Annotated in this window: 3 protein-coding genes and 1 pseudogene; 2 read left to right on the top strand and 2 right to left on the bottom strand. The window is 70.7% G+C overall.

The annotated features are described in order from the left end of the window. Positions 1–189: 189 nt before the first annotated feature. Together ACFWX1_RS04620 and ACFWX1_RS04615 are read left to right on the top strand one after the other, a co-directional pair. Positions 190–966: pseudogene (locus ACFWX1_RS04620) on the top strand (ATP-binding cassette domain-containing protein); the annotation flags it as partial. 86 nt (positions 967–1,052) lie between these two features. After that, positions 1,053–2,126, top strand: coding sequence for an iron-siderophore ABC transporter substrate-binding protein (locus tag ACFWX1_RS04615; RefSeq protein ID WP_378383808.1), 1,074 nt, complete (start codon positions 1,053–1,055; stop codon positions 2,124–2,126). A 135-nt stretch (positions 2,127–2,261) separates the two neighbouring features. On the opposite strand, the gene ACFWX1_RS04610 is transcribed toward ACFWX1_RS04615, so the two are convergent. Both ACFWX1_RS04610 and ACFWX1_RS04605 read right to left on the bottom strand, forming a co-directional pair. After that, the gene (locus ACFWX1_RS04610) at positions 2,262–2,471 is read right to left on the bottom strand and encodes an MbtH family protein (protein WP_378383806.1); all 210 of its coding nucleotides are present in this window, start codon (positions 2,469–2,471) and stop codon (positions 2,262–2,264) included. Continuing rightward, on the bottom strand, positions 2,471–26,236 hold the full coding sequence (locus tag ACFWX1_RS04605; RefSeq protein ID WP_378383804.1) for a non-ribosomal peptide synthase/polyketide synthase: 23,766 nt from the start codon (positions 26,234–26,236) through the stop codon (positions 2,471–2,473). The genes ACFWX1_RS04610 and ACFWX1_RS04605 overlap by 1 nt, the downstream gene beginning before the upstream one ends. Positions 26,237–26,260 lie beyond the last annotated feature (24 nt).

Genomic DNA, 26,260 nt, shown 5'->3' with positions numbered 1-26,260 from the left:
GCCCGCGGTCACCGTGGACACCGCGTGCTCGTCGTCGCTGGTCGCGCTGCACCTGGCCTGCCAGTCGCGGCGGGGCGGGGAGTGGGCGGTTGGGCGGGGCGGCGGCGGCGCGGGGGGCGGGTCGCCCCGGGGGGGGGGGGGAACGTGTGCCGGGGGGGGGGGGGGCGGGTGGCGGGTTAATGGGGCGCCCCCCACCCCCCCGCCCCCACCCACCCGCCCGGGCGGCCCGGGCGGGTCGACGCCTCGGTCAAGACCGTCTCCCTTGGACACTCCTATGTGGACGGACATCCGGTACTACGGGACGTCGACCTCGACGTCTCGCCAGGGGAACGGGTCGCGCTCGTCGGGGCGAGCGGTGCCGGGAAGACGACGCTGGCCAAGCTCGTCGCCGGGATCCACCGGCCGGGGGCGGGTTCGGTGTCGATCGGCGGCGTCGAACTCGGCCCGGAGAACCCGGCCGGCCGCGCGGTGGCGCTGATCAGCCAGGAGGTGCACGTCTTCAGCGGGCCGCTCGCCGAGGATCTGCGGCTCGCCAAACCCGGGGCCTCCGATGCCGAGTTGCGGACGGCGCTGGACGTCGTGGGTGCGCTCGGCTGGGCGGAAGCACTGCCCGACGGTCTCGGCACCGTCGTCGGCGAGGGCGGCCACCAGCTCACCGTGACCCAGGCACAACAGCTCGCCCTGGTGCGGCTCGTGCTGGCCGATCCGCCGGTGGCGATCCTCGACGAGGCCACCGCCGAAGCGGGCAGCGCGGGCGCGAAAACCCTGGAGGCCGCCGCCGCGGCGGCGCTGGCTGGGCGCACCGGGCTCGTCGTGGCGCACCGGCTCACCCAGGCCGCCGCGTCGGACCGGATCGTCGTACTCGACGCGGGAGCCGTCGTCGAGACGGGGACGCACGGCGAACTGGTCGCCGCCGGAGGCCGGTACGCGACGCTCTGGGCGGCGTGGTCCGGACAGCGGACGTGACCCGCGCCGGGTTCCTTGCGTCTGCCGGGTCCGTGGATTTAGGTTAGGCAAACCTGATTAATCGAGTTCCGACCGAAGGACCACCCATGGCCCGAATCTCCCTGCTGTCCCCCCGGCGCCGCCGCGCCCGTGTGGCGGGGGTGCTCGCCTCAGCCGTGCTGCTCGCCGGCGCGCTCACCGCGTGCGGCTCCGGTTCGGACGCGAAGACGTCCGGCACGCAGAACACCGGAGCCGACCCGAACGCGTTCCCGGTGAGCATCGACCACAAGTACGGCAAGACGACCATCGAGAAGGCGCCGCAGCGGGTCGTCACGGTCGGGCTGACCGAGCAGGACGCGCTGCTCGCCCTCGGCGTCGTCCCGGTGGGCACGACCGAGTGGAACGGGAACTACCCGGGCGCGATCGGGCCGTGGGCGAAGGACAAGCTGGGTGACAAGCCGCTGCCGACCGTGCTGCAGGACAAGGACGGCCCGCAGTTCGAGAAGATCGCCGCGCTCAAGCCGGATGTGATCCTGGCGCTGTACTCGGGCCTCACGCAGGAGCAGTACAACACGCTGTCGAAGATCGCCCCGGTGGTCGCGCAGCCCAAGGAGTACAACGACTTCGGCATCCCGTGGCAGGAGGAGACCGAGAAGGTCGGGGCCGTCGTCGGCAAGGCGAAGGAGGCGAAGCAGCTCGTCGCCGACGTCGACGCGAAGTTCGCGAAGGCCAAGCAGGAGCACCCGGAGTTCGCCGGGAAGACCGCGCTGATGGCGACGATCTACGAGGGCTATTTCGTCTTCGGCAGCCAGGACCCGCGCTCGCGCGTCCTGACGTCGCTGGGCTTCAAGCTCCCGGACAACCTCGACCAGACCATCGGCGACAAGTTCGGCGCGAACATCAGCGCCGAGCGCACCGACCTGCTCAACGTCGACGCGCTCGTCTGGATCGTCGACAGCATCGCGAACGGCCAGGGCACCCTCGGGAAGGACAAGCTGTACTCGCAGCTCAAGGTGGCCAAGGAAAAGCGCGAGGTCCTCGTCGAGGACGGCAGCACCTACGGCCGCTCGATCACCTTCGTCTCCCCGCTGAGCCTGCCCTACGAGCTGGACCGTCTCGTCCCCCAGCTCACCGCCGCCGCCGACGGCAACCCCGCCACCGAGGTCAAACCCGCCAACTGACGCGGAGATCTCGCGTACCCAGACAGACATCTCGCGTACCCAGAGGGACGACACGCCGGAGGAGGCCCGCCACCGGCGTGTCGTCCGTTCCGGTACGCGAGTTCGCCGTCCAGGTACGCGAGTTCGCCGGTTCGGTCAGGACTCCATGGCTTTGATGAGGGACTTGGGGCGCAGGTCGGTCCAGTTCTGTTCGACGTAGTCGAGGCAGGACTGGCGCGTGCCGGGGCCGAAGGCCGGCGTCCAGCCCGCGGGGATCGCGACGAACTCGGGCCACAGGCTGTGCTGGCCCTCGTCGTTGACCAGTACGCGGAAGGTGCCGTCGGGGTTTTCGAACGGGTTCGTCATCAGTTCTCCTTCTTCGTGAGATCTTCGGCGCGCCGGATGAGCGCACCCAGTGCCCTGAACCAGGTTTCCGCCAGGTCCCGCACCGACTCCTCGGTCAGCACGGCGTCCGGCCACGACCAGTACGCACCGAGTTCCGGGCCGCCCGCCCGGTCCTCGGTCAGCGCGTTGACCGTGAGGCTGTGCGACACCGGCTTCCCCGGGTCGGCACCCAGATCGGCGGCGTCGGCTTCCGGCGCGTACGACCAGTCCGTCTCTTCCGGATGGCCGAAGCGGCCCATGTAGTTGAACTCGATCTGCGGCGTGGGCAATCCGGCCAGTTCGTGGCCGGTCTCCGGGTTCAGGTACCGCAGCAGGCCGAATCCGATACCCGACGCGGACAACTCGTCCAGATGGGAGTGGACCCGGTCGAGCGCGGCACCGGCCGCGGCACCACCCGCGAACGCGTCGGCGAGATCGACCGGGCCGATGTCGAGGCAGACCGGGACGACGCTGGTGAACCAGCCGACCGTCCGCGACAGGTCCGCGCCACCGGCCAGTTCCTCCTCGCGGCCGTGACCTTCCAGGTCGACCAGCACCGCCGTGGCCGCTCCCCCGCCGTGACGCCGCCGCCAGTCCGCGACCGCGAGCGCGAGTCCGGTGAGCAGCACGTCGTTCACCGTCGCCCGGAACGCCGCGGGCACCCGGCCGAGCAACGGCCCGGTCAGCTCCGGCGGCAGGGTGAGCGACAACGACCGCAGCGTCCCCTCGACGTCGCGGCTGTGGTCGAGCGGCCGGTCCACCGGGATCGGCGAGCCTCCGCTCAGCACGGCCTTCCAGCGTGCCAGCTCGGACGCCCTGGTCGCGTCCACGGCACGTTCGGCCAGCGCCTCGGACCAGCGGCGGAACGAAGTGTCCACAGGGGACAGTTCCGGGGTCCTGCCCGCGGAGACCGCCTCCCACGCGGCGGCGAGGTCGGGCAGGAGGACGCGCCACGACACCCCGTCGATCACCAGGTGGTGGATCAGGATCAGCAGCCGCCCCGGAACTTCCGGACCGGCGTCGAACCAGGCGGCGCGCAGCATCGCGCCCGCGTCCGGGTCCAGCCGACCCCGCGTCGCGCGGGCGTGTTTAGCGATCACAGCGTCCGAATCAGACACATCCACCACGTCGACCCGGTCGATCCAGTCCGCGACGTCGACCGGACCCGGAACCCGCAGCGTCCAGCCGTCGGCCGCGCGGTCCAGTCGTGCCCGGAGCATCGCGTGCCGGTCGACCACGGCCCGGAGCATCGCGGTCAGCCGCTCGCGATCGAGCCCGGCCGGGGTACGCAGCAACGCCGCCTGGTGGTAGCCCGCGATCGGGCCGCCCAGCTCTCGCATGGCGTGCATGATCGGCGTCAGCCGGACCGTGCCGGTCCCGTCGTCCCGCGGCCCGGTCGTGGCCGTGACCTCGGTGGCGACGCCGGCCAGCCCCGCGACCGTCCGGTGCTGGAAGACGTGCCGAGGAGAGATCCGCAGGCCGTTCGCCCGCGCGCGGCTGACCAGCTGCATCGCGACGATACTGTCGCCACCGAGCGCGAAGAAATCGTCGTCGGCGCCGAGTCCCGGCACGCCGAGCACCTCGGCGAACACCGCGCACAACGCCTTCTCCCGCGCGGTCTCCGGCGCCCGGCCCGAGACGAGCTCGCGGTAGTCCGGCTGCGGTAACGCGGCCCGGTCGAGCTTGCCGTTCGCCAGTACCGGAAGCGCGGGCAGCACCACGAACGCCGCCGGGACCAGATAGTCCGGAACCGCGTCGGCCAGGTAGGCGCGTAGCTTCGCCGAGTCCACTGTGGATCCGGCGAGCGGGACCACGTAGGCGACGAGCTGCTTCAGCCGGGGCCGGTCTTCGCGCACGACCACGACCGACTGCGCGACCGCCGGATGCCGGTCCAGTACCGCTTCGACCTCGGCGGGTTCGACCCGGAACCCGCGGATCTTCACCTGGTCGTCGGCGCGGCCGCCGAAGTCGAGACGGCCGTCCTCGGTCCAGCGGGCGAGATCGCCGGTGCGGTACATCCGCCCACCCGCGTCGCCGAACTCCGCGCCGAACGGGTCGGCGACGAACCGCTCGGCGGTCAGCGCCTGCCTGCCCAGATATCCCCTGGCCAGGCCCGCCCCGGCGAGGTACAGCTCACCCGTGACACCCGGCGGCACCGGGCGCAGCGCACCGTCGAGCACATATGCCCTGGTGTTCGTGACCGGCCGTCCGACCAGCGGACGCTCGCTGTCCGCGATCCTCGCGACCAGTGCGTCCACAGTGGATTCTGTGGGGCCGTAGAGATTGAACGCCTCGGTACCGTCCAAAGTGGCCAATCGCCGCCACAGCTGTTCCGGTACCGCCTCGCCACCCACCCCGACGACGGCGAGCGGGCAACGGTCGCCGTCGAGCAATCCCGCCTCCGCCATCTGCGCGAAGAACGACGGCGTGACCTCGATGAAGTCGAACCCGTCCCACCGGATCATCGTGGCCAGCAGCTCCGGATCGCGCTGGGCTTCCTCGTCGACGACGTGCACGGCATGGCCGTCGAGCAGCCACAGCTGCGGCTGCCAGGAGGCGTCGAACGAGAACGACCAGGCATGGCCGACGCGCAGGTGCGCACGTCCGGTCTTCGCGACCGCGGGCCGATAGAGCGTTTCCCGGTGGCTGTGGAACAGATTGACCAGGCCGCGGTGGGTGACCACGACACCCTTCGGAGTCCCTGTCGAGCCGGACGTGTAGATCACATACGCCGGGTGCTCCTGGCACAACGGCTTCCATCGGTCCTGATCGGACAGATCGTGTGCCGGGAAGTCCAGCATGGACAGTTCCGGCAACGACACGGTGTCCACTTCGGCCGCCGGGAACGAGCCGAAAGAGGCCGGATCGGTGAGCAGCAATCGCGGGCACGCGTCCGCGAGCATCGCCGCGAGCCGTTCGGCCGGATAGGCCGGGTCGAGCGGAAGGTACGCCGCTCCGGCCTTGTGCACGGCCAGAATCGCCAGCAGCATTTCCGCCGAACGGGGCAGCGCCAACGCGACCACCGTCTCGGGGCCGGCACCGCGCTCCACCAGCGCTCGCGCCAGCCGGTTGGCCCGCGCGTTGAGTTCCGCGTAGGTCCACGACGTCGTACCGCTCACCACCGCGATCGCGTCCGGCGAGCGACGGGCCTGCGCCTCGAAAAGACCGGCCACTGTGGACGGCTCGACCTCGGCGGCGGTCGCATTCCAGTCGTGCACGATCCGGTACCACTCGGCGGCCGCCAAGACATCGACGGTCCCGATCGGCGTGTCCACATCGGACGCCAGCGTGCGGAGCACCAGTTCCATCGCCGTCAGCAGCCGCGCGGGCACCGCCTCGCCGAACAGGTCGGCCCGGTATTCGGCGGTCAGCTTCAGCCGCTCGCCCGGCTCGACGGCCCAGGTGAGCGGATAGTGCGTGGCGTCTTCGTGGCGGACGATCTCGGCACGCAGCCCCTGGTCGCCCTCGGCTTCCTCGGCGCCCGGATAGCTCTCGAACACGATCAGCGTGTCGAACAGCTCGCCCAGCCCGGCCGCGCGCTGGATGTCGGCGAGCCCGAGGTGCTGGTGCGGGAGCAGCGCTGCCTGCTCGTCCTGGATCCGGTCGAGCACCGCGCCCACCCGCTCCGCCGGGTCGAACCGCACCCGCACCGGGACGGTGTTGATGAACAGGCCGATCATCTTCTCGGCCCCGGCCAGTTCCGGCGGCCGTCCCGCGACGGTGGCACCGAAAACGACGTCGGTCCGTCCGGTGAGCCTGCCGAGCACCACGCCCCAGGCTGTCTGGACCAGCGTATTCACCGTCAGGCCCCGGTCCCGCGCGGCCACCGTGAGCGCTTCGGTGTCCTCAGTGGACATTTCGAGCACACGCCGCTGCGGCAGCTCAGGAACGTGCTGGGGGTCAGCGGGCACCAGGAGCGTCGGCTCGCCGAGCCCGTCGAGTGCCGCGCGCCAAGCGGCTTCGGCCGCGTCGGTGTCCTGGTCGACCAGCCAGCTCAGGTAGGCGCGGTACGGCAGGGCCGGAGACAGCGTGTCGCCGTGGGCGTACAACGCCGACAGTTCGGCCAGCAGCTGGGGCACCGACCAGCCGTCCAGCAGCAGGTGCTGATGCGAGAACACGAGCCGGTACCCGCCCGTGCCCAGCTTGACCAGCAGGAACCTGAGCAGCGGCGCGGTCGCCGGGTCGAACCGCCTTCCCTCGTAGGCCAGTTCCCCGGCGAAATCGTCCTCAGTGGACAGTGTGACGAACCGCCACGGCACTTCGACCGCGCGGGGAACCAGGGCCACTGCCCGGCCCGAGCTCAGGTACCGGTAGCTCGCGCGGAGGTTCGGATGCCGCTCGGCCAGTGTCCGCGCCGCCGCCCGCAGCCGTTCCGGATCCACCTCGCCGTCGAGGTCGAAGGCGACCTGGACGGTGTAGACGTCGGGGCCATCGGCGTCCATGGTGGCCAGGAACAGCAGGCCGGATTGCAGGGGTGTGAGCGGCCAGACCTCCGCCGTGCCGGGTGCGAGCTCCCGGATCTCCGCGCGTTCCTCTTCGGTCAGCTCGAGCAACGGCCGTCCGTCCTCTGTGGACGGTGCGACGAGCTGATCCGTCGCGGCCTCGGCCAGCCCGGCGACCGTCCGGTGCCGGAACACCTCACGCGGGCTCACGACCAGGCCCGCCGCGCGGGCCCGTCCGGCCAGTTGCATGGCGAGGATGCTGTCGCCGCCGAGCCGGAAGAAGTCGTCGTGGATCCCGACTTTCGCCAGGCCGAGCACCTCGGCGACGATCCCGGCCAGCGTCGTCTCGCGCGACGTCCTCGGCAGGTCGCCGGTGACCGCGTCGGCGAAGTCCGGCGCGGGCAACGCCCTGTGGTCGAGCTTGCCACTCGGCGTGAGCGGTAGTTCCGCCACGGGCACCACCGCGGCCGGGACCATGTGCTCCGGCATTATCGCGGCGGCGTGGGTGAGCAGTGCGGCCTCGTCCGCGGCGGTGCCGAGCACGACGTACGCGACGAGCTGGCGCTGTCCCGGCCGATCCTCCCTGACGACCGTACGCGCTTGCCTGACAGCGGTATGTGACGTGAGTGCGGCGTCGATCTCGCCGAGCTCGATCCGGAAGCCGCGGAGCTTGACCTGGTCGTCGACCCGGCCGAGGAACTCCAGGTGACCGTCGCGGTTCCAGCGCGCGAGATCGCCGGTGCGGTACATCCGTTCCCCCGGCTCGCCGTACGGATCGGCCACGAACCGTTCGGCGGACAGGCCTGGCCGCGCGAGGTAGCCACGGGCGAGCTGGGCACCCGCCAGGTACAGCTCCCCCGGGACTCCTGGCGGCACCGGCCGCAGGCTGGAATCCAGCACGTAGGCCCGCGTGTTCCACACCGGACGTCCAATGGGGACGCTGCCTGACGTCGCGACGTGAGCCGCAGAAGCTGTGACGTCGACGGAAGCTTCGGTCGGGCCGTACAGGTTGTGCAGCTCAGCATCGAGCACTTCGGAGAATCGGGCGACGATGCCGGCAGCCAGCGCCTCGCCACTCGCCATCACCTGCCGCAGGCCACGGCACCCGGCCGCACGCGGTTCGGCGAGGAAGATCTCCAGCATCGACGGTACGAAGTGGACAGTGGTCACCCCGGCCCGCTGGATCAGCTCGGCCAAGTACGCCGGATCCTTGTGCCCCTCCGGCTTCGCCACCACCAACGCGGCACCGGAGATCAACGGCCAGAAGAACTCCCACACCGAAACATCGAAACTCGACGGCGTCTTCTGCAAAACCCGGTCAGCCGCGGACAAACCGTACTCCGCCTGCATCCACACCAAACGGTTGACGATGCCCACATGCGGCACCACCACACCCTTCGGCCGGCCCGTCGAACCCGAGGTGTAGATGACGTAGGCCGGGTGTCGCGGATCGACGTCGACCGCCAGATCGGTCCCGTCGCGGACGGCCGACTCGGCGAACGGGGTCAGGTCTTCGAGCACCACCGCGGGGGCGGCGTCGGCCACCATCAGTTCGCGCCGTTCCACCGGGTAGTCCGGGTCGAGCGGCAGGTAGGCGGCGCCTGCCTTGTGGATCGCGTACAACGCGACCACCAGCTCCACCGACCGCGGCAACGACACGGCCACGACCGACTCGGTGCGCACACCGTGGTCGATCAACCAGCGCGCGAGCCGGTTCGCACGGGCGTTCAGGTCCGCATAGGACACACGCTCGTTCTCGAACATCACCGCAATCGCGTCCGGAGTCCGCGCCACCTGCGCCTCGAAAAGACGCGGCAGGGACGCTGAAGGGACCTCGTGACTCGTCGCGTTCCACTCGGCCAGCAGCGTCCGCTCGTCCGCGGCGAGAACATCGACCGCGCCGATCCGGGCCGCGGGGTCGGTGGCGATGTGCTCCAGCACGCGACGCAGACGGCCGCCCAGCTCGACCACGGTGGCGTGGTCGAACAGATCCGCGCTGTACTCGATGGCGCCCGAGATCCCGCCGTCCCGCTCTTCGAGGAAGCCGAATTCGAGGTCGAACTTCGCGACGTCGTGGTCGAAGTCCTCCCGAGTCGCCGTCAGGCCCGGCAGTTCGAGACCGCCGGCGCCCGCGGGCAGATGGACGACCATGACCTGGAACAGCGGGTGCCGCGCCAGCGAGCGCTCCGGGTTGACGGCGTCGACGAGCCGATCGAACGGCAGATCCTGATGGTCGAACGCGGCGAGGTCGGCTTCCCGCACGCGCCGGAGCACCTCGTCGAAGGCCGGGTCGCCGGAGAGGTCGGTCCGGAGCACCAGTGAGTTCACGAAGAACCCGATCAGGCCAGCGAGCTGCTCGTCGGACCGGCCGGAAACCGGCGCGCCGAGCGGGATGTCGGTCCCCGCGCCGAGCCGGTGCAGCAGGACCGCGACGGCGGCCTGCACCAGCATGAACATGCTCACGTCGTGCTCACGGGCCACCGCCCGGAGGCGGCCGACCGGCCCGGCGCCGATCGGGAACGTCACCGTGCCACCGCGATGGCTCGACTCCGCCGGACGCGGACGGTCGGCGGGCAACGCCAGCTCCTCGGGGATCCCGGCCAGCGTGTCCCGCCAGAACTCGAGCTGCCGAGCCATGACGCTCGCGTCGTCCTCTTCGGACCCGAGCACTTCGCGCTGCCACAGCGCATAGTCCGCGTACTGCACAGGCAGCGGTGTCCATTGTGGAGTGTTTCCGTCGAGCCGGGCTTGATAGGCGGCGGCCAGATCCGCCAGCAGTGGACGCTCCGACCACTCGTCGGTGACGACGTGGTGGAGCAGGACCAGCAATACGTGCTCGCCGGACGGCAACGCGAACACGCGCACCCGGACCGGCGGACGCCGATCGAGCGCGAACGGAACGGACGCCTCCTCCGCCAGGCGGTCACGCAGCCCGTCCTCCGCGATCGATTCGACCGTGAAATCGAGGTTCGAGGAGTCGAGTACGCGTTGCACCGCGGCGCCGTCGTGCGTCTCGAAGACCGTCCGCAACACCTCGTGCCTCGTGACGACGTCACCGAACGCCACGCGCAACGCGTCGGTGTCCAGCTGCCCGATGAGCCGCCAGGCGAGCGGGATGGTGTAGGTCGCGGTCGGGCCTTCGAGCTGGTAGAGGAACCACAGCCGCAGTTGCGCCGCCGACAACGGTACGTCGGCGGACCGCGTGACCGCGGTCAGGGCGGGCCGGACATCCGCCGGAGTGGCGAGTGTCGCGGCGAGCCGCGCGACAGTCGGTGCGTCGAACACTTCCCGGACGCCGACCTCGATGTTCAGCGACGTGCGGATGCGCGAGGCCAGCCGCATTACCAGCAGCGAATGGCCGCCCAGCGCGAAGAAGTCGTCATCGGGGCCGACACTCTCGACGTCGAGCACCTCCGCGAACAGGGCACACAACGCCGCCTCGCGCGGTGTGGCGGGTTCGCGACCGCCTCGACCGTCGAAGTCCGGCTCGGGCAGCGCCGCGCGGTCGAGCTTGCCGTTCGGTGTCAGCGGCAGCTCGTCGAGGACGAGGATCGCGGACGGGACCATGTGCTCCGGCAGGCTCGTGCTCACCACGGAGCGCAACGTTTCCGTGTCCACTATGGACTCGGTGGTGACATAGGCGACCAGCCGGCCGGCCCTGGCCACGACGACCGCGGCGGTGACCGCGTCCGCCGAGGTGAGCGCGGCTTCGACCTCGCCGAGTTCGACCCGGAAGCCGCGGACCTTCACCTGGTGATCGACGCGGCCGAGGAACTCCAGCACGCCATCACCGCTCCAGCGCGCGAGATCGCCCGTGCGGTACATCCGCTCCCCCGGCGCGCCGAACGGATCGGCCACGAACCGTTCGGCGGTCAGCCCCGGGCGGGCGAGGTACCCGTGCGCGAGCTGGACACCCGCGAGGTACAGCTCCCCCGGGACTCCCGGCGGGACCCGCCGGAGGGTGGAATCCAGCACGTAGGTCCGCGTGTTCCACACCGGACGTCCGATCGGGACGGTCGGCCCCGCGAACGGGCCGGTGGCGGGATGTGCGGTCACGTCGACCGACGCCTCGGTCGGCCCGTACAGGTTGTGCAGCTCGGCGTCGAGCACCTCGGCGAATCGTGTCGCGAGGTCGGCGGGAAGGGCCTCACCACTGCATAGCACCCGACGCAGGCCAGCGCACCGCGCCGACCCGGGCTCTTCCAGGAAGAGGCGCAGCATGGACGGTACGAAGTGGACGGTCGTCACCTTGGCCCGCTGGATCAGCTCGGCCAGATACGCCGGATCCTTGTGCCCCTCCGGCTTCGCCACCACCAACGTGGCGCCGGTGTTAAGCGGCCAGAAGAACTCCCACACCGACACGTCGAAACTCGACGGCGTCTTCTGCAGAACCCGGTCATCCGTGGACAAACCGTACTCGGCCTGCATCCACAGCAGACGGTTCACGATTCCGGCGTGGGGCACCACCACACCCTTCGGGCGGCCCGTGGAACCCGACGTGTAGATGACATATGCCGGGGACTCGAGGCCGATCTCCACCGCCAGGTCGGAATCGTCGTGGTCCGCCGACTCGGTGAACGGGGCCGGATCGTCCAGTACCACTGCCGGAGCGGCGTCAGCCAGCATGAAGGCCACGCGCTCGGCCGGGTAGTCCCGGTCCACCGGCAAGTAGGCCGCCCCAGCCTTATGGATCGCGTACAACGCGACGATCAGTTCCACCGAACGCGGCAGCGACACCGCCACCACCGAACCCGCACCGACGCCGCGCTCGCGCAGCCACCGCGCCAGCCGGTTCGCGCGAGCGTTCAAGTCCGCATAGGACACGTGCTCGTCCTCGAACACCAGCGCGGTCGCGTCCGGAGTCCGCGACACCTGCGCCTCGAACAATCGCGGCAAGGCAAGCGCGGAAACATCGTGGCGCGTCGCGTTCCACGACTCCAGCCGTTCCCGCTCGTCCGGACGCAGTACGTCGAGGGCGTGGACACGCGTCGCCGGGTCCGCCGTCACCTGGGCCAGCAGACCGGCCAGCCGGGCGAGCAGCCCTTCCGCCGTGGCGCGATCGGCGCGGTCCGCGGCGTACTCGAGCATCAGCGTGCAGCGGCCCCGCGCCGCCTCGTCCACCAGGGTGAAGTGGAGGTCGAACTTGGCGGCCCGCTGGTCCAGTTCGAGCCACTCGGTCGCCAGGCCGAGGACGTCGGGATCACCGTCCGGCCGGTAGTGATAGCCCACCATGACCTGGAACAACGGGTTCCGGCCGGGCAGCCGGGCCGGGTTGAGGTGCTCGACGACCCGCTCGAACGGCAGATCCTGGTGCGAGAACGCGGCGAGATCCGCGGCGCGCACCCGGTCGAGGAGTTCGGCGAACGTGGGCTCCCCGGAGACGTCGGTCCGCAGCACGAGGGTGTTGACGAAGAACCCGACGAGGTCGTCCAGGGCGGCGTCGGTGCGGCCCGCGATCGGGGCGCCGAGCGGGATGTCGTCGCCCGCGCCGAGGCGCTGCAGCAGCGCCGCCACCGCGGCCTGCAGCACCATGAACAGGCTCGCCCCGGACTGCCCGGACAAGGTCCGCAGTGCCTCGGCCAGTTCCGCGGGCAAGTCCAGCGCCACCTTCCCGCCCCGCCCGCTCGGCAGGACGGGACGTGCGCGGTCGAGCGGGAGCGGGACCTCCTCGGGCAGGCCGCGCAGCGCCTCGGTCCAGAACGCCAGCTGCTCTCCGCCCCGCTCCGCGAGGAAACTCCGCTGCCACAAGGCGAAATCCGCGTAGTGGACCGGCAACGGCGTCCACTGCGGACGGTCGCCGGCCAGCCTCGCCCGGTAGGCCGTCGTCAGATCGGCCAGGAAGGGCCGGTCGGACCATTCGTCGGTCGCGCTGTGGTGCAGGACCATCGCCACCACGTGGTCCTCGGCGGCCATACGCAGCACGTCGATCCGGACGGGCAACTCGGCGGTCAGAGCGAACCGGCGGCTGGCCACCTCGTCCAGCCGCGTGCCGAGGTCGGCTTCGGTGCACTCCGTTGTCGAGAAGGGCGGTTCTGGAGTGTCCACAATGCACTGATACGGCGTCCCGCCGACGTCGGTGAACACCGTCCGCAGCACCTCGTGCCGCTCCAGCACGTCGGCGAAGGCAGCTCGCAGTGCGCCGGTATCCAACGCGCCACGCACCCGGACGACCAACGGGTACGTGTACGCGGCAGCGTTCTGGTCCAGCTGTTCGACGAGCCACAAGCGTTGCTGCGCCGCGGAAAGCGGGACCCGTTCAGGCCGTGACACCGCGACGACGGCGGACCGCGGGGGCGCCCCGGCCCCGGCACGCTCGGCGAGGAGCGCGGGCGTCGGCGCCTCGAACAGATCCTTGATCGCCAGTTCGGCGTCAAGTTCGGTGCGGGCCCGGCTGATCAACCGGGTCGCGAGCAACGAGTGCCCGCCGAGATCGAAGAAATCGTCCTCGACGCCGACCCGTTCCAACCCGAGGACGTCCGCGAAGAGGGCGCACAACGTCTCCTCTTCCCGCGTCTCGGGCGCCCGGCTTTCCGCCAGTGTGACCGCGGGTTCGGCATCCGGAAGCGCTCGGACGTTCAGCTTCCCGTTGTCGGTCAGCGGCAGGCTCCCGAGCGTGACGAACGCGGTGGGGACCATGTAATCCGGCAGTTCCCGCTTGAGCGCCTCACGCACTACCTGGACCAGCTCGGTTCCCCCGCGTGCGGCCGTCGGACTGGTGGCGAACCGGGCGAGGTTCGCCCCGGTCGCCGCGGGGACGTACAGACCGGAGACCGGACCATCCGAAACGGACAGTCCGGAATGGACGAAGACCGCGTCGAACACGCCATCGGCACCGGTCGACCAGGTCGTGTGCACGGCGTAGCCGAGCCTCTCGCCCAGCCGGTGCACGGCTTCCGGCTCGACGCCGCCCCCGGCGTGAAAGCGGTCGAGCACGTCGAGCAGCGGGGCGCCCGCGTCGAGCGCGCACATCGCCGCGAATTCGGCGTGCGACCGGGCGTCCGGGATCCGAGCGACCCGAAGCAGCTCGGGAGCCCCGGCCAGTTCGCGCTCCAGCACGTCGAGCGAACCCAGCTCGTCCCAGAGGATTCGCGGCGCCTGCGCCACGGACACCGACTCGGCCGGTTCCTTCGTCAGCACGACGTCGTAGCGGTACCGGCTCAACTCGTTGTGCAACGCCGCCCGCTTGATGCGGATATCGACATCGACGCCGCTCAGCGTTCGCCCGAGCGCGGCGAAGTAGTCCGGATCGATCAGGAGTTCCTTCTCCAGCGCCGCCGCCCGTTCGATCGCCCGCCGCACCTGCGCGACGTCCGAGGTGGCGTCGGTCCTGGTCAGCTGGATCGCGGTGTGGAACGCCCTGGCCAGCCGCAGGTTCCGCACGTCGCCGACGAACAGCGACCCACCGGGGGTGAGCAGCTCGGTCGCGGACCGGAGGACCTCGGTCAGGTAGCCGACGCTCGGGAAGTACTGGATCACCGAGTTGAGCACGATCGTGTCGAAGTGCCCGCGCGGCAAGCCGTCGAACACATGCGCGGGCTGCGCGCGCAGGGTGATCTTCGCGGCCAGTTCCGGGTGCGCCGCCAGTTCCTCCGTGAGCTTCGCGATGACCGGCGCGGCCAGGTCCGTGCCCCAGTACTCTTCGGCGAGCGGCGCGAGCTGCCCCATCAGCAACCCGGTTCCGACGCCGATCTCCAGCACCCGGCGCGGTTGCAGCTCCCCGATCCGGGCGACCGTGGCGGCCCGCCACTCGCGCATGTGTGCCAGCGGGATCGGTTCGCCGTCGTAGCTGGAGTCCCAGCCAGCGAAGTCCTCGGTGAACAACGCGGTCGGGATCTCGGCGTACTCGTCGGAGTAGATCTGCTGCCACTCCCCGACCTGCTCCGCTTCGGCCGCGTCACGGGCGTCGCCGCTCAGCTCGGCGGGCACGACGTAGCCGACGAGCCGCTGCAGGCCCGGCGCCGAGGGGTCGGGGCGGGCGATCACCGCGGCCTGGGCCACCTGCGGGTGCCGGGTCAGCGCGGTCTCAATCTCACCGAGTTCGACCCGGTAGCCGCGGATCTTGACCTGATCGTCGGTCCGGCCGAGGAAGTCGAGATTTCCGTCGAGGCGGCGCCGGACGAGGTCGCCGGTGCGGTACATCCGCTCCCCCGGCGCGCCGAACGGATCGGCGACGAACCGCTCGGCGGTCAGGCCGGGTCGGTTCAGGTAGCCGCGGGCGATGCCGGTGCCCGCGATGTACAGCTCGCCCGCGACGCCGTCCGGAACCGGGCGGAGCCAGGCGTCCACGATGTAGGCGCGTGTGTTCCAGATCGGCTTTCCGACCGTCGGGGTGTCGCTGTCGGTCGTGCCGCCGCCGAGCGTGTTGATCGTGTACTCGGTCGGCCCGTAGAGGTTGTAGCCGTAGGTGCCCTCGGTGTCCCGCAACCGGTTCCAGACCGATTCCGACACCGCCTCGCCGCCCAGCAGCACGAGCGCCGGGCGGTGGCTGCCGTCGCCGTCGTCCAGTAGCCCCTCTTCGATCAGCAGATGCGCGTAGGTGGGCGTGACGTTGACGACGTCGATCCGGTGTTCGTCGCAATAGGACACCAGCGCGCGGGCGTCCCGCCGCAGTTCCTCGTCGCAGACGTGGACTTCATGGCCTTCGACCAGCCACAACAGCTCTTCCCACGACATGTCGAACGCGAACGACACCGTGTGCGCGATCCGCAGCCCGCGCCCGCCCGCAGCGGCGATCGCGGGCCCGAAGATCGCCTCCTGATGGTTCAGCTGCATGTTCGTCAGGCCGCGGTAAGGAGTTACGACGCCCTTCGGCTTCCCGGTCGAACCCGAGGTGTAGATGACGTACGCCGGGTGTTCCATCCGGCCCGCGCGATCGCGGGAGAACAACGGGCGCTCCCCGTCGGTGATCTCTCCATCGTCCAGTGTGGACAGTTCGGCGCCGATCTCGGCGGTGTCGAGGAGCACGCGAGGTGTGTCCGGCGGGAGGGACGCGGCAACGTCCGAAGTGGACACCAGGCACAGCGGCTGTGCGTCGTCCAGCATCATGGCGAGCCGGTCGGCCGGATAGTCCAGTTCGAGCGGCAGATACGCCGCGCCGGTGCGGAGCACCGCGAACAGGGCCACCACCATGTCGATCGACCGGGGCAGACCGAGCGCGACCACCCATTCCGGCTCGGCTCCCCTGGCGAGCAGGAGCCGCGCCATCCGGTTGATACGGGCGTCGAGTTCGGCGTAGGTCAGCCGATGTTCGCCGAAGACGAGCGCGATCGTGTCCGGTGTACTGGCCGCCTGCCGGGCGAGCAGGTCGGCGACGGTGTCGGCGATCATCGGGTGCTCGCTGGACGCCCAGTCCGCCGCCAGTTCCGCGCGGCGTCGGACGGAGAGCGTATCGAGTGCTCCGACCGGTCCCGTGAGGTCGCCGACGAGTTGCTCCACGAGCGAAGTGAAGCGGCCGAGCACGTCCTCGGCGGTCGCGGCCTCGACGACATCGTCCCGATAGGACAGGGTGACCCGCATCCGCGAACCCGGCGTGACCACGAGCGTCAGCGGGTAGTGTGTCGCGTCGATGTTGACCATCTCGGTGATGCCGTGCCGGTGCCGCAGCCCGGCGAGACGATCGTCGCCGTCGGCGTTGCGCAGGACGAACAGCGTGTCGAACAGCGTCCGGTGACCGGATTCGCGCTGGAGCACGCCGAGGCTCATGAACTCGTACGGCGTGAGGTCCATCCGCTCGGCCTGGACGCGGCGCAGCAGGCCGAGCACCGGTTCGCCCGGGATCAGGCGGACCCGGGTGGGCACGGTGTTGAGGAAGAGCCCGATGGTGCTCTCGATGTCCGGGACCGCCGCCGGGCGGCCCGCCACCGCGGCGCCGAACACGACGTCCTGACGGCCGGTCATGGTGGACAGCACGAGCGCCCAAGCCGCGTTCAGCACCGAATTCACCGTCAGCCCGTGCCGCCGGGCCTGCTCACGCAGCCGTTCGGTGAGTTCCGCCGACAGCAGCGTATCGACCGGGACCGGGGTGACCGGCTCCCTGCCCTGAGTGTCCGGGCCGAGGAGTGTCGGCTCGGCCAGTCCGGCGAGGGCCTCCCGCCAAGCGCCGGCCGCCGCTTCGACGTCCTGTTCGGCCAGCCACGACAGGTAGTCCACATAGGAACCGGCGGCAGGCAGGGCACGGTCGTCACCGGAGAGTTCGTAGAGCGCGAAGAGCTGCTCGATGAACAGCCACGCCGACCAGCCGTCCCACAGCAGCAGATGCCGGTTCACCAGGACCCGGTCCCGACCCTCGCCGAGCCGGATCAGGGTGAGCCGGAACAACGGCGACGTGGACAGGTCGTACCTCGTGGTGCGGTCCTGTTCGACGATCTCGGCGAGGCGTTCCCGCCGGTCTGCTTCGGACAGTCCGGTGAGGTCCACTTCGGACACCGGCGGCGCGAACGCAGCGGTGACGAACTGGACCGGTCCGCGCAGGCCGTCACTGGTGAACCCGGCCCGCAGGCTCGGCGTGCGGCGCAGCATCGCCGCGCACGCAGCCCTCAGCCGGTCAGCGTCCAGTTCGCGGTCGAAGTCGATGACCTCCTGGATCGTGTAGATGTCGACGCGAGCCTGGTCGTAGCTGGAGTGGAAGAAGAGACCTTCCTGCAACGGCGACAGCGGCCAGATGTCGGCCAGCGGGTGATCGGCCAGCTCGGTGACGCGGTCGATCTCCGCCTGATCGAGCTCGATCAGGGCCAGGTCCGACGGGGTCAGCGTGACCACTTCCGTCGTGTCCGCCGCCGCGAGCGCCCGGAGTGCGCCGAGCCAGCTCTCGGCGAGCGCGGCGACATCGGTCTTCCCCGCGAAGGTGGCGACCAGGCGAGGCCCTGTTTCGGTGTCCTCGCAGGTCACACCGATGCGCAGGCTGTGCTCGCCTGCCGGTGGCGTCGCCGTTCGTCCGGCGAACGACCAGTCTTCCCCGCCCGCCGCGACCCGGCCCGCGTAACGCAGGAGGATCTGAGGCTTCGCCAGCCGCGCGAACAGCGGCGCCGTCTGAGTGTTCAGGTACCGCAGCAGTCCGTAGCCCGCAGCGTTCGGCGTCGCGCGGACGATCTCCTTGACCTGCTTGAGGATCTCCAGGGATTCGCCCGACCCTGCCAGCCGCAGCGGACGCGTGTCGTGTACCGCGCCGACGGTCCTCGCCGGCTCGCGCGGGCGGTCCTGGACCTCGACCAGGACGTCCCCGAGGGCTTGCTTCAGCGCCGCCAGCAGTACCTCTGTGACATCACCGCGCACGGTGGCGGGCAGGACGTCGACGATCCTCCTACTGTCCTCAATGGACAGCGTAACGGTGTGCTCGGTCTGCCTGTCACTCTCAGGGAGGGGTTCGGCCTTCGTGAGCAGCTCCGCCCAGTGCTCGAATTCGGCGAGCGTCTCCGGGCTCTGGGCCTGTTCGGTGATCCGCCGGGCATAGGTGCGCAGCGAGGTCTCGACGGGGGCAAGCGCCGGTCGGCGGCCTTCGCTGACCGCAGTCCAGGCCACCGCGAGATCGTCCGCGATCGTGGGCCACGACCACGCGTCCACAAACACCGGGTGCGCGACGAGAAGCAGTTCGGCCCGCGCGTCCGACCACACCGCCTGGAGCAGGATTCCCGCGTCCGGGTCGAGGCGGGCGGCGGCCTCGGTGAATGTCTCGTCCGTGATCTCGCCGCGCCGCAGCAGGTCGGCGGCGGCCACCGAGCCCACGGGCTGGGTTTCCAGCGACCACAGCACGGACGCCACGCGAGTGCGCTTGAGCCGCAGGCCGTCGTGGTGATCCAGCACCGATTGCAAGGCGGCGGCCAGCGTCTCGATGTCCGCAGCGGCAGGCGTCCGGAGCACGACGGACTCGGGCACGGCCGCGTCGCCGAGTTCGCGCAGGCGATGTGCGGCGGGCAGCAGTGGGACGTCACCGACACCGTCCGAATCGGACGGTGATCCGGCAGTCTCCGGCAGTTCCGCCGGGCCGCCCAAGGCGGCGAGCGCGGCCGGGGTGCGGTGGTCGAACACGTCCTTCGGGCTCAGCGCGAAGCCCGCCTTCCGGGCGCGGCTGGACACACTGATCGACGAGATGCTGTCGCCGCCAAGCAGGAAGAAGTCCCCCTCGGCGCCGACATCGGTCAGCCCGAGCACCTCCGCGAAGATCCCGGCCAGCAGCCGTTCCCGGCCGTCACGAGGCGCGGTGACCTGTCCGGTTCCCGGCTGGGCGGGCGCGGGCAGCGCCCGGGTATCAAGCTTGCCGCTCGGAGTCAGCGGGAACTCGTCGAGCACGACCAGCGCGCTCGGGACCATCGCTGCAGGTAACGCCTCGGACAACGCCACCCGCAGCGCTGTGACCTCGACGGGTCCGGTCGCGTAGCCGACGAGTGCGCCGTCGCGCACGACGACCGCCGCCGCGGTCACTCCCGGTTGAGCCGCGAGGACCGCCTCGATCTCGCCGGGTTCGATCCGGTTGCCGCGGATCTTCACCTGCCGGTCGGTACGCCCGAGGTACTCCAGTTCGCCGTCGGCGCGGCGGCGCACCAAGTCACCGGTGCGGTAAAGCCGTCCGCCGGGTTCGCCGAACGGATCGGCCACGAACCGCTCCGCGGTGAGCCCCGGTCGTCCGTGATAACCCCTGGCCAGCTGGACACCGGCCAGGTACAGCTCGCCCGCGACGCCGTCGGGCACCGGCCGGAGACAGGTGTCGAGCACGTGCAGCCGCGTGTTCCACACCGGACGTCCAATAGGGACAGTGGCCCCGGAACCGCCACGGCAGGCGAAATACGACACGTCGACCGCGGCCTCGGTCGGACCGTAGAGGTTGTGCAGCGGGACGCCGGTCAGCGCCCGCCACCGCTCGGCAGCTTCGCCAGGCAGTGCCTCGCCGCTCGCGAACACGTGCCGGAGGTGATCGGCCCAGCGCTGATCGTCCACGACCTCCTCCGCGCCGAGGAAGGCGGCGAGCATCGACGGTACGAAATGCATCGTGGTGACCCGCTGTTCGCGGATCAGGGCAGCGAGGTAGGCCGGGTCGCGATGGCCGTCCGGCCGGGCGAGCACCACGGCCGCGCCCTCGCCCAGGGCCCAGAAGAACTCCCACAGCGAAACGTCGAAGCTCGACGGGGTTTTCTGCAGTACCCGGTCGTTCCCGGTGAGGCGGTACTCGTGCTGCATCCAGGCGAGCCGGTTCACGATGGCGCGGTGGGTGACCACGACACCCTTGGGCCGCCCGGTCGACCCGGAGGTGTAGATCAGGTACGCGGCGTTGTCCGGCCCCGGCGGTTCCGGGACGGCATCGGGCACGTCCGGGCCGGTGACCGGGACCGAAGTCACGCCCGCGACGACGGGAACCCGGTCCACGGTGCCGGGTTCCGTGACGACGAGCTTCGCGCCCGACCCGGTGAGCATGGACGTCAGCCGGTCGGCCGGGTAGTCGAGGTCGATCGGCAGGTACGCGGCGCCGGATTTCAGCACGCCCAGCAGCGCGACCATCAGCTCCGCCGAGCGCGGGACGGCGACTCCGACGAGGTGCTCCGGGCCCGCCCCCAGCGCGCGCAGGCGCCGCGCGAGCACATCCGACCGTGCGTCGAGGTCCGCATAGGACAGTTCCGTGTCTTCGAAGATCACCGCGGTGGCATCGGGCGTCTTGGCCACCTGATCGGCGAAGGCGGAGACGAGGGTGCGTTCGGGGACCGTCACCGCGGTGGCGTTGAGCTCCGCAGCCCGCGCCCGCTCGGCTGGCGACGCAATATCCACACGGGACACGAGTTGCTCGGGATCGTCCGCGATCGCTTCCAGGACAAGGAGGAACCGCTCGGCGAGCCGTTCCGCCGCATGCGCGTCGATCCGGGACGCGTCGAACTTCAGGCTGAAGTCCAAGGTGTCGCCCGGCGTGGCGATGAGGGCCACCGGGAAGTGCACGGCGTCGTTGATCTCGACGCCGTCCACGGCCAGTCCGGTGCCCTGGTCGTTGCCACGCGGGTAGTTCTCGACCACCACGAGCGTGTCGAACAGTTCTTCCTGCCCGGTTCCGGCGAGGCGCTGGAGTTCGGCGAGCCCGAGGTGCTGGTGGTCCAGCAACGCCGACTGCTCGTCCTGCAGCCGCCGCAGCATCGCGGTCAGGGTGTCCGCACCGGACCAGCGCAGCCGGACCGGGAGCGTGTTGATGTAGAGGCCGACCGCCGATTCGATACCCGCCACTCCGGCGCCCCGGCCCGAGACGGTGCTGCCGAACACCAGGTCGTCGCGTCCGGTGAGCCTGCCGAGCAGCAGGCCCCAGGCCCCGTGCAGCAGGGTGCCGAGCGTCAGGCCGCGTTGCCTGCCGAGCGCGCCCAGCTTCCCCGTGACGTCCTCGCCAAGGGAGACGTGGAGCTTCGCGGGACGTCGCGGAGCCGTCCCGGCCGGCGTCTCGACCAGCCGGGTGGGTTCCTCGATCCCGGCCAGCGCGTTCCCCCACGCTCGCCGGGCGGCGCCGGAATCACGGCCCGCCAGCCAGCGGAGGTAGTCCGCCCGCGAACTGGGGGCGGGCAGCGCGTCCCGGTTGTCGTACCGGGCCAGGATCTCCCGCAGCATCACCACCACCGACCAGCCGTCGGCGACGATGTGGTGGAAGGTGAGCGCCAGCCTGCTGTGGCCGTCGGCAAGACGGACGAGCGTGGCGCGCAGCAGCGGCGGCCGGTCGAGCGCGAACCGGCGCGTCCGGTCGGCCTCGAGCACCGCCGACGCCTGGTCCGAGCCGGGATTGTCCCGCACGTCCACCTCGCGCCACGGCAGCTCGGCGTGACCGGCGACGACCTGGACGACCCGGCCGTCGTCGAGCTGACGGAATCCGGACCGCAGCGACGTGTGCCGGTCGAGCAGGTCCTGCACCGCACGGCGCAGCGCCGCGGGGTCCAGCGGACCGCGCAGGTCGAACACCTCCTGCACGGTGTACACATCGGACTCTTCGGTGTCGAACGCCGCGTGGAAGTAGAAGCCTTCTTGCAACGGCGTCACCGGCAGGACTTCCTCGTACACGCCGAGCGCGCCGGTGTCCGCTGTGGACAGTTCGAGGAGCGGCTCGTCCGATCCGGCGGCCGCGACGGCCTCGGTGGCACACGCGGCGAGCGCTTCCGCGGTGCGATGCTGGAACACCTGACGCGGTGTGATCACCAAGCCCTGCTCGGCGGCGCCGAGCACGAGGCGGATCGACTGGATGCTGTCGCCGCCGAGCGCGAAGAAGTCGTCGTCCGCACCCACCGAAGCGACACCGAGCACCTCGGACATCACCGCGCACAACGCTTGTTCACGCGGTGTGCGGGGCGCGCGGCCACTGGCGAGCGCTCCGAAGTCGGGGTCCGGCAGGGCCGCTCGGTCGAGCTTGCCATTCGTCATCAAAGGCAGCCGGTCGAGCGCGACGAAGGCCGACGGCACCATGTAATGCGGCAGCGCTTCCTCGACGCGGCTCCGCAGCTCCTTCATCAGCCCGGCCGGATCGCGGAACACCGCGGGCACGTTGGCGAAGGCCGCCAGCGGCGCGTCCGGGCCGAGATATTCGCCACGAACGTCCACTGTGGAGTCCTCGCGGACCAGCAGGAGATCGAACGCGCCGTCCGCGTCCGGGCCGGACCACGTCGCGACACCGCGATAGCCCGCGGCGGCGGCCAGTTCGAGGAGTACGTCCGGATCGGCGGGCCGCCCGGTCGCGTTCGGCAGTCCGGCGCCGAGGCCGCGCAACGCCGAAAGGTCGGCGGTCAGCCGGTCGTTGGGCACGGCCGCGACGCGCAGTGTCTCCGGACGCGTGGTGCCCAGGTATTCGGTCAGCGCGCCCGACGAGCCCAGCTCGGCCCATGCCACGACCGGGCACTCCGGTGAAGGCGCGGCGGTGGTCCGCAGGACGACGTCGTACCGGTACCGGCTCAGCTCGTTGTCGTACCCGGCCCGTTTGAGCCGGACGTCGGCCTCGGCGATCCCGTCCTCGTGCCGCGCCAGCGCCGGGAAGAAGCCGGGGTCCAGCAACAGTTCGTCTTCCCAGCGGACGGCCGTGTCGACGCTGTCCAAAGTGGCCTCACCGGAGCCGACCGCGACACCGGCCCGCAACGCGCGCAACAACCGCAGGTTCCGGACGTCGCCGACGAACACCGCGCCGTCCGGGGCCAGCAGCTCGACAGCCTGGCGCAGCACGTCGGCCAGGTAGTCGACGCTCGGGAAGTACTGGACAACCGAGTTGAGCACGATCGTGTCGAAATGCCCAGCGGGGAGATCGCCGAGGTCATGGGCGGGAGCCGCGTGGAGCCGGACCTTCTCCGCCAGTTCCGGCCGTTCCGCCACCCGCCGCCGCAGGAGGTCGACGACCTCCTCGGACAGGTCCAGCCCCCAGTACTCGTCGGTTTCCGGGGCGATCCGGGAGAGGATCAGCCCGCTGCCCACGCCGATCTCCAGCACCCGACGCGGTTCAAGGCCGCGTATCGAGTCTACTGTGGACTCACGCCAGGACCGCATTTCCTCCAGTGGCAGCGGTTCGCCGTCGTAGGTGGAGTTCCAGCCGGTGAAGCCCTCTTCGAACGGGTCACGGTCGGCGACCGAGTAGAGCAGTTCGTGCACGCTCTTCCAGCGGTCGACCTGCGCGGCTTCCCGCTCGGCATCGCGTCCGCCCGCCGATTCGGTGGCGGGCACCACGTAGGCGACGAGCCGCCGGTCCCCCGGGGTCACCTCGCGCGGTACCACCGCCACCGAGGCGACCGCCGGATGAGCCGCGACGACCGACTCGATCTCGCCGGGTTCGATGCGGAATCCGCGGATCTTGACCTGGTGATCGGCGCGGCCGAGGAAGTCCAGTTCGCCGTCGGCGCGCCACCGCACCCGGTCACCGGTGCGGTACATGCGTTCGCCGGGACCCGCGAACGGGTCGGCCACGAACCGCTCCGCGGTCAGCCCGGCGCGGCCGACGTAACCACGGGCCAGACCACGGCCACCGACGTAGAGTTCGCCCTCGACGCCGACCGGCACCGGGTTGAGCGCGGTGTCGAGCACGTAGCACCGGGTGTTCGGGTCGGGGTGCCCGATCGGGATCGGCCCCGTCCAGTCCGCTTCGGCGGGCCAGAGCGTGGAGTTCACTGTCGCCTCGGTCAGCCCGTATGCGGCGACGACGCGCAGGTCGCGGGCCCAGCGGGCGATCAGTTCCGGCGGCACCGTCTCGGTGCCGACGATCAGCGTGGCGCCGTGCGGCAGCGTGCACTCCCGCGGCAGCGCGGCCACCAGCGACGGCGGCAGGATCATGTGGGTCGCGGCGTGCTCGGTGATGTAGCCGGTCAGCTCGACGCCGGCGACGCGACGATGTGCGGGCACCAGGATCAGCCTGCCGCCGACGCACAGCGACATCACCAGATCCCACACCGTGACGTCGAATCCGACCGAGGCGAACTGGACGACCCGGCTGTCCGGCCCGATCCCGATTCGTTCGGCCGCCGTCACCATCAGGCTGCCGATGCCGTCGTGGGACAGCACGACGCCCTTGGGCCGTCCTGTCGAACCCGAGGTGTAGATGACGTAGGCGGCACCATCCAGCCTCAGCCCGCTTACGTCCACTGTAGACGAATTCAACGTGGAGAGTTCCGCCCGTACCGAAGCGTCGTCAAGCAGCACACGGTCCACTTTGGACCCTTCTGGCAGCTGATCCGCTAGGTCCACTGTGGACACAATGAGGCGGGCGGCCGCGTCGTCGAGCATGTAGGCCAGCCGGTCCTCGGGGTGGTCGAGATCCAGCGGCAGATACGCCGCCCCGGCCTTCAGTACCCCGAGCAGCGCGACCACGAGGTCGAGCGAGCGTGGCAGCGCGACCGCGACGACGTCCTCGGCGCCGATACCGCGCGCCTTCAGCAACCGGGCGAGGCGGTTGGCGACGGCGTCCAGTTCTCGGTAGCTGAGCCGTTCTTCCTCGCACACCACCGCTACGGCGTCCGGCGTCCTGGCCACCACGCGGTCGAACGCCGCGGGCCAGGTCAGCTCGGGCGCCTCGACCGGATCGGCGCCGAACTCCTCCAGCACCCGGGTGCGTTCGGAAGCGCTGAGCAGGTCGATCCCGGCGAGCGGCTGGTCCGGCCGGGTGAGCAGCGCGTCGATGACACTGGTCAGCCGGCGTTCGTGGTCGGCGAATTCCGCCGGGGTGCAGGCCCCGGTCAGATCGATCCGCAGGCCGTGTCCCTCGCCGGAGTCGGTGATCGCGACCGTCAGATCGCTTACCGGCCCCAACGCGAGAGGGCGCACCGACGCCTGAGCGGCCCCGAAGGCGAGGCCGTTCCCGGCGGTCATGTGGTTGACGCTCAGGCCGGCCAGCTCGTGGATCCCGCCGGACACACCGAGTTCCTTCGCCAGCTCCTCGCCGCGATACCGGCCGTGTTCGACCAGTTCGGCGACCTCCGCCGCCAGCGTCTCGATCAGCTGCGCGGGGGTGTGCTCCGGGCGCACGGTCAGCCGCAGGGGCAGCAGGTTCGCCGTCATCCCCGGCCTGCCCCGCGTCGCCCCGTCACGAGCCGCCACGGGCAGGCCGAGCACCAGGTCCTCGGCACCGGTGACCCGGTGGGCATAGGCCGCGACCGCCGCGATCGTCACGCGCGACAGCCGCGTGCCCAGGTTTCCGGCGAGCTTCCGCAGCGCGCCGGTGCGGGCCGAGGAGAGGGTGAACTCGTGGCGGGCCGGTACGCCGTGGCGTTCCACCAAGCGGACCGGATCCGGGCGCCCGGCCAGCTTTCCTTGCCAGTACGCACGATCGTCCTCGTGTCGCGACGATTTCCGATACACCGCATCGGCGTCGGCCAGCACCGGAAGTGCCCAGTCCGGCTCGTCGTCCGATCCGTTGTAGAGCGCGGCCGCGCTTCTGGTGAGCGCGAGCTGGCCATGCGCGTCCATCACGAAGTGGTGGTAGCGCTGGAACCACAGGACGTGTTCGCGACCCAGCACCAGCACCGCGTGTGCGGTCAGCGGGCCCCGGGCCGGGTTCATGACCGTCCTCAGCCGCTCGGACATCCACGTCCGCGCGGCCGCGGACGGGTCCGCTTCGCCGGTCAGATCGACGACATCGACATCGGCCGACGGCGCCACCGGGTACTGGACCGGCACACCGTCGACCACTCCGGCCGTCACGTGCAGGCATTCCGCCTCGGTGACCGCACGGTGTATGGCGTCGCGAAGGCAGTCCAGGTCGAGTTCGCCACGGAGCTCCACGGACCAGGCGAGGCCGAATTCCGGGCTCGCCTGGTCGAGTTGCTGCGCGTACCAGACCCCGGCCTGCGCGGCGGTGAGCGGGAAACCGGGCAGGACGCCGCGGGTCATCGATGCCTCCACGGGGAACGGGGA

This window comes from Amycolatopsis sp. NPDC059021 (genome assembly GCF_042739895.1).
GTDB lineage: Bacteria > Actinomycetota > Actinomycetes > Mycobacteriales > Pseudonocardiaceae > Amycolatopsis.
This window is presented reverse-complemented; position numbering and strand designations above follow the sequence as displayed.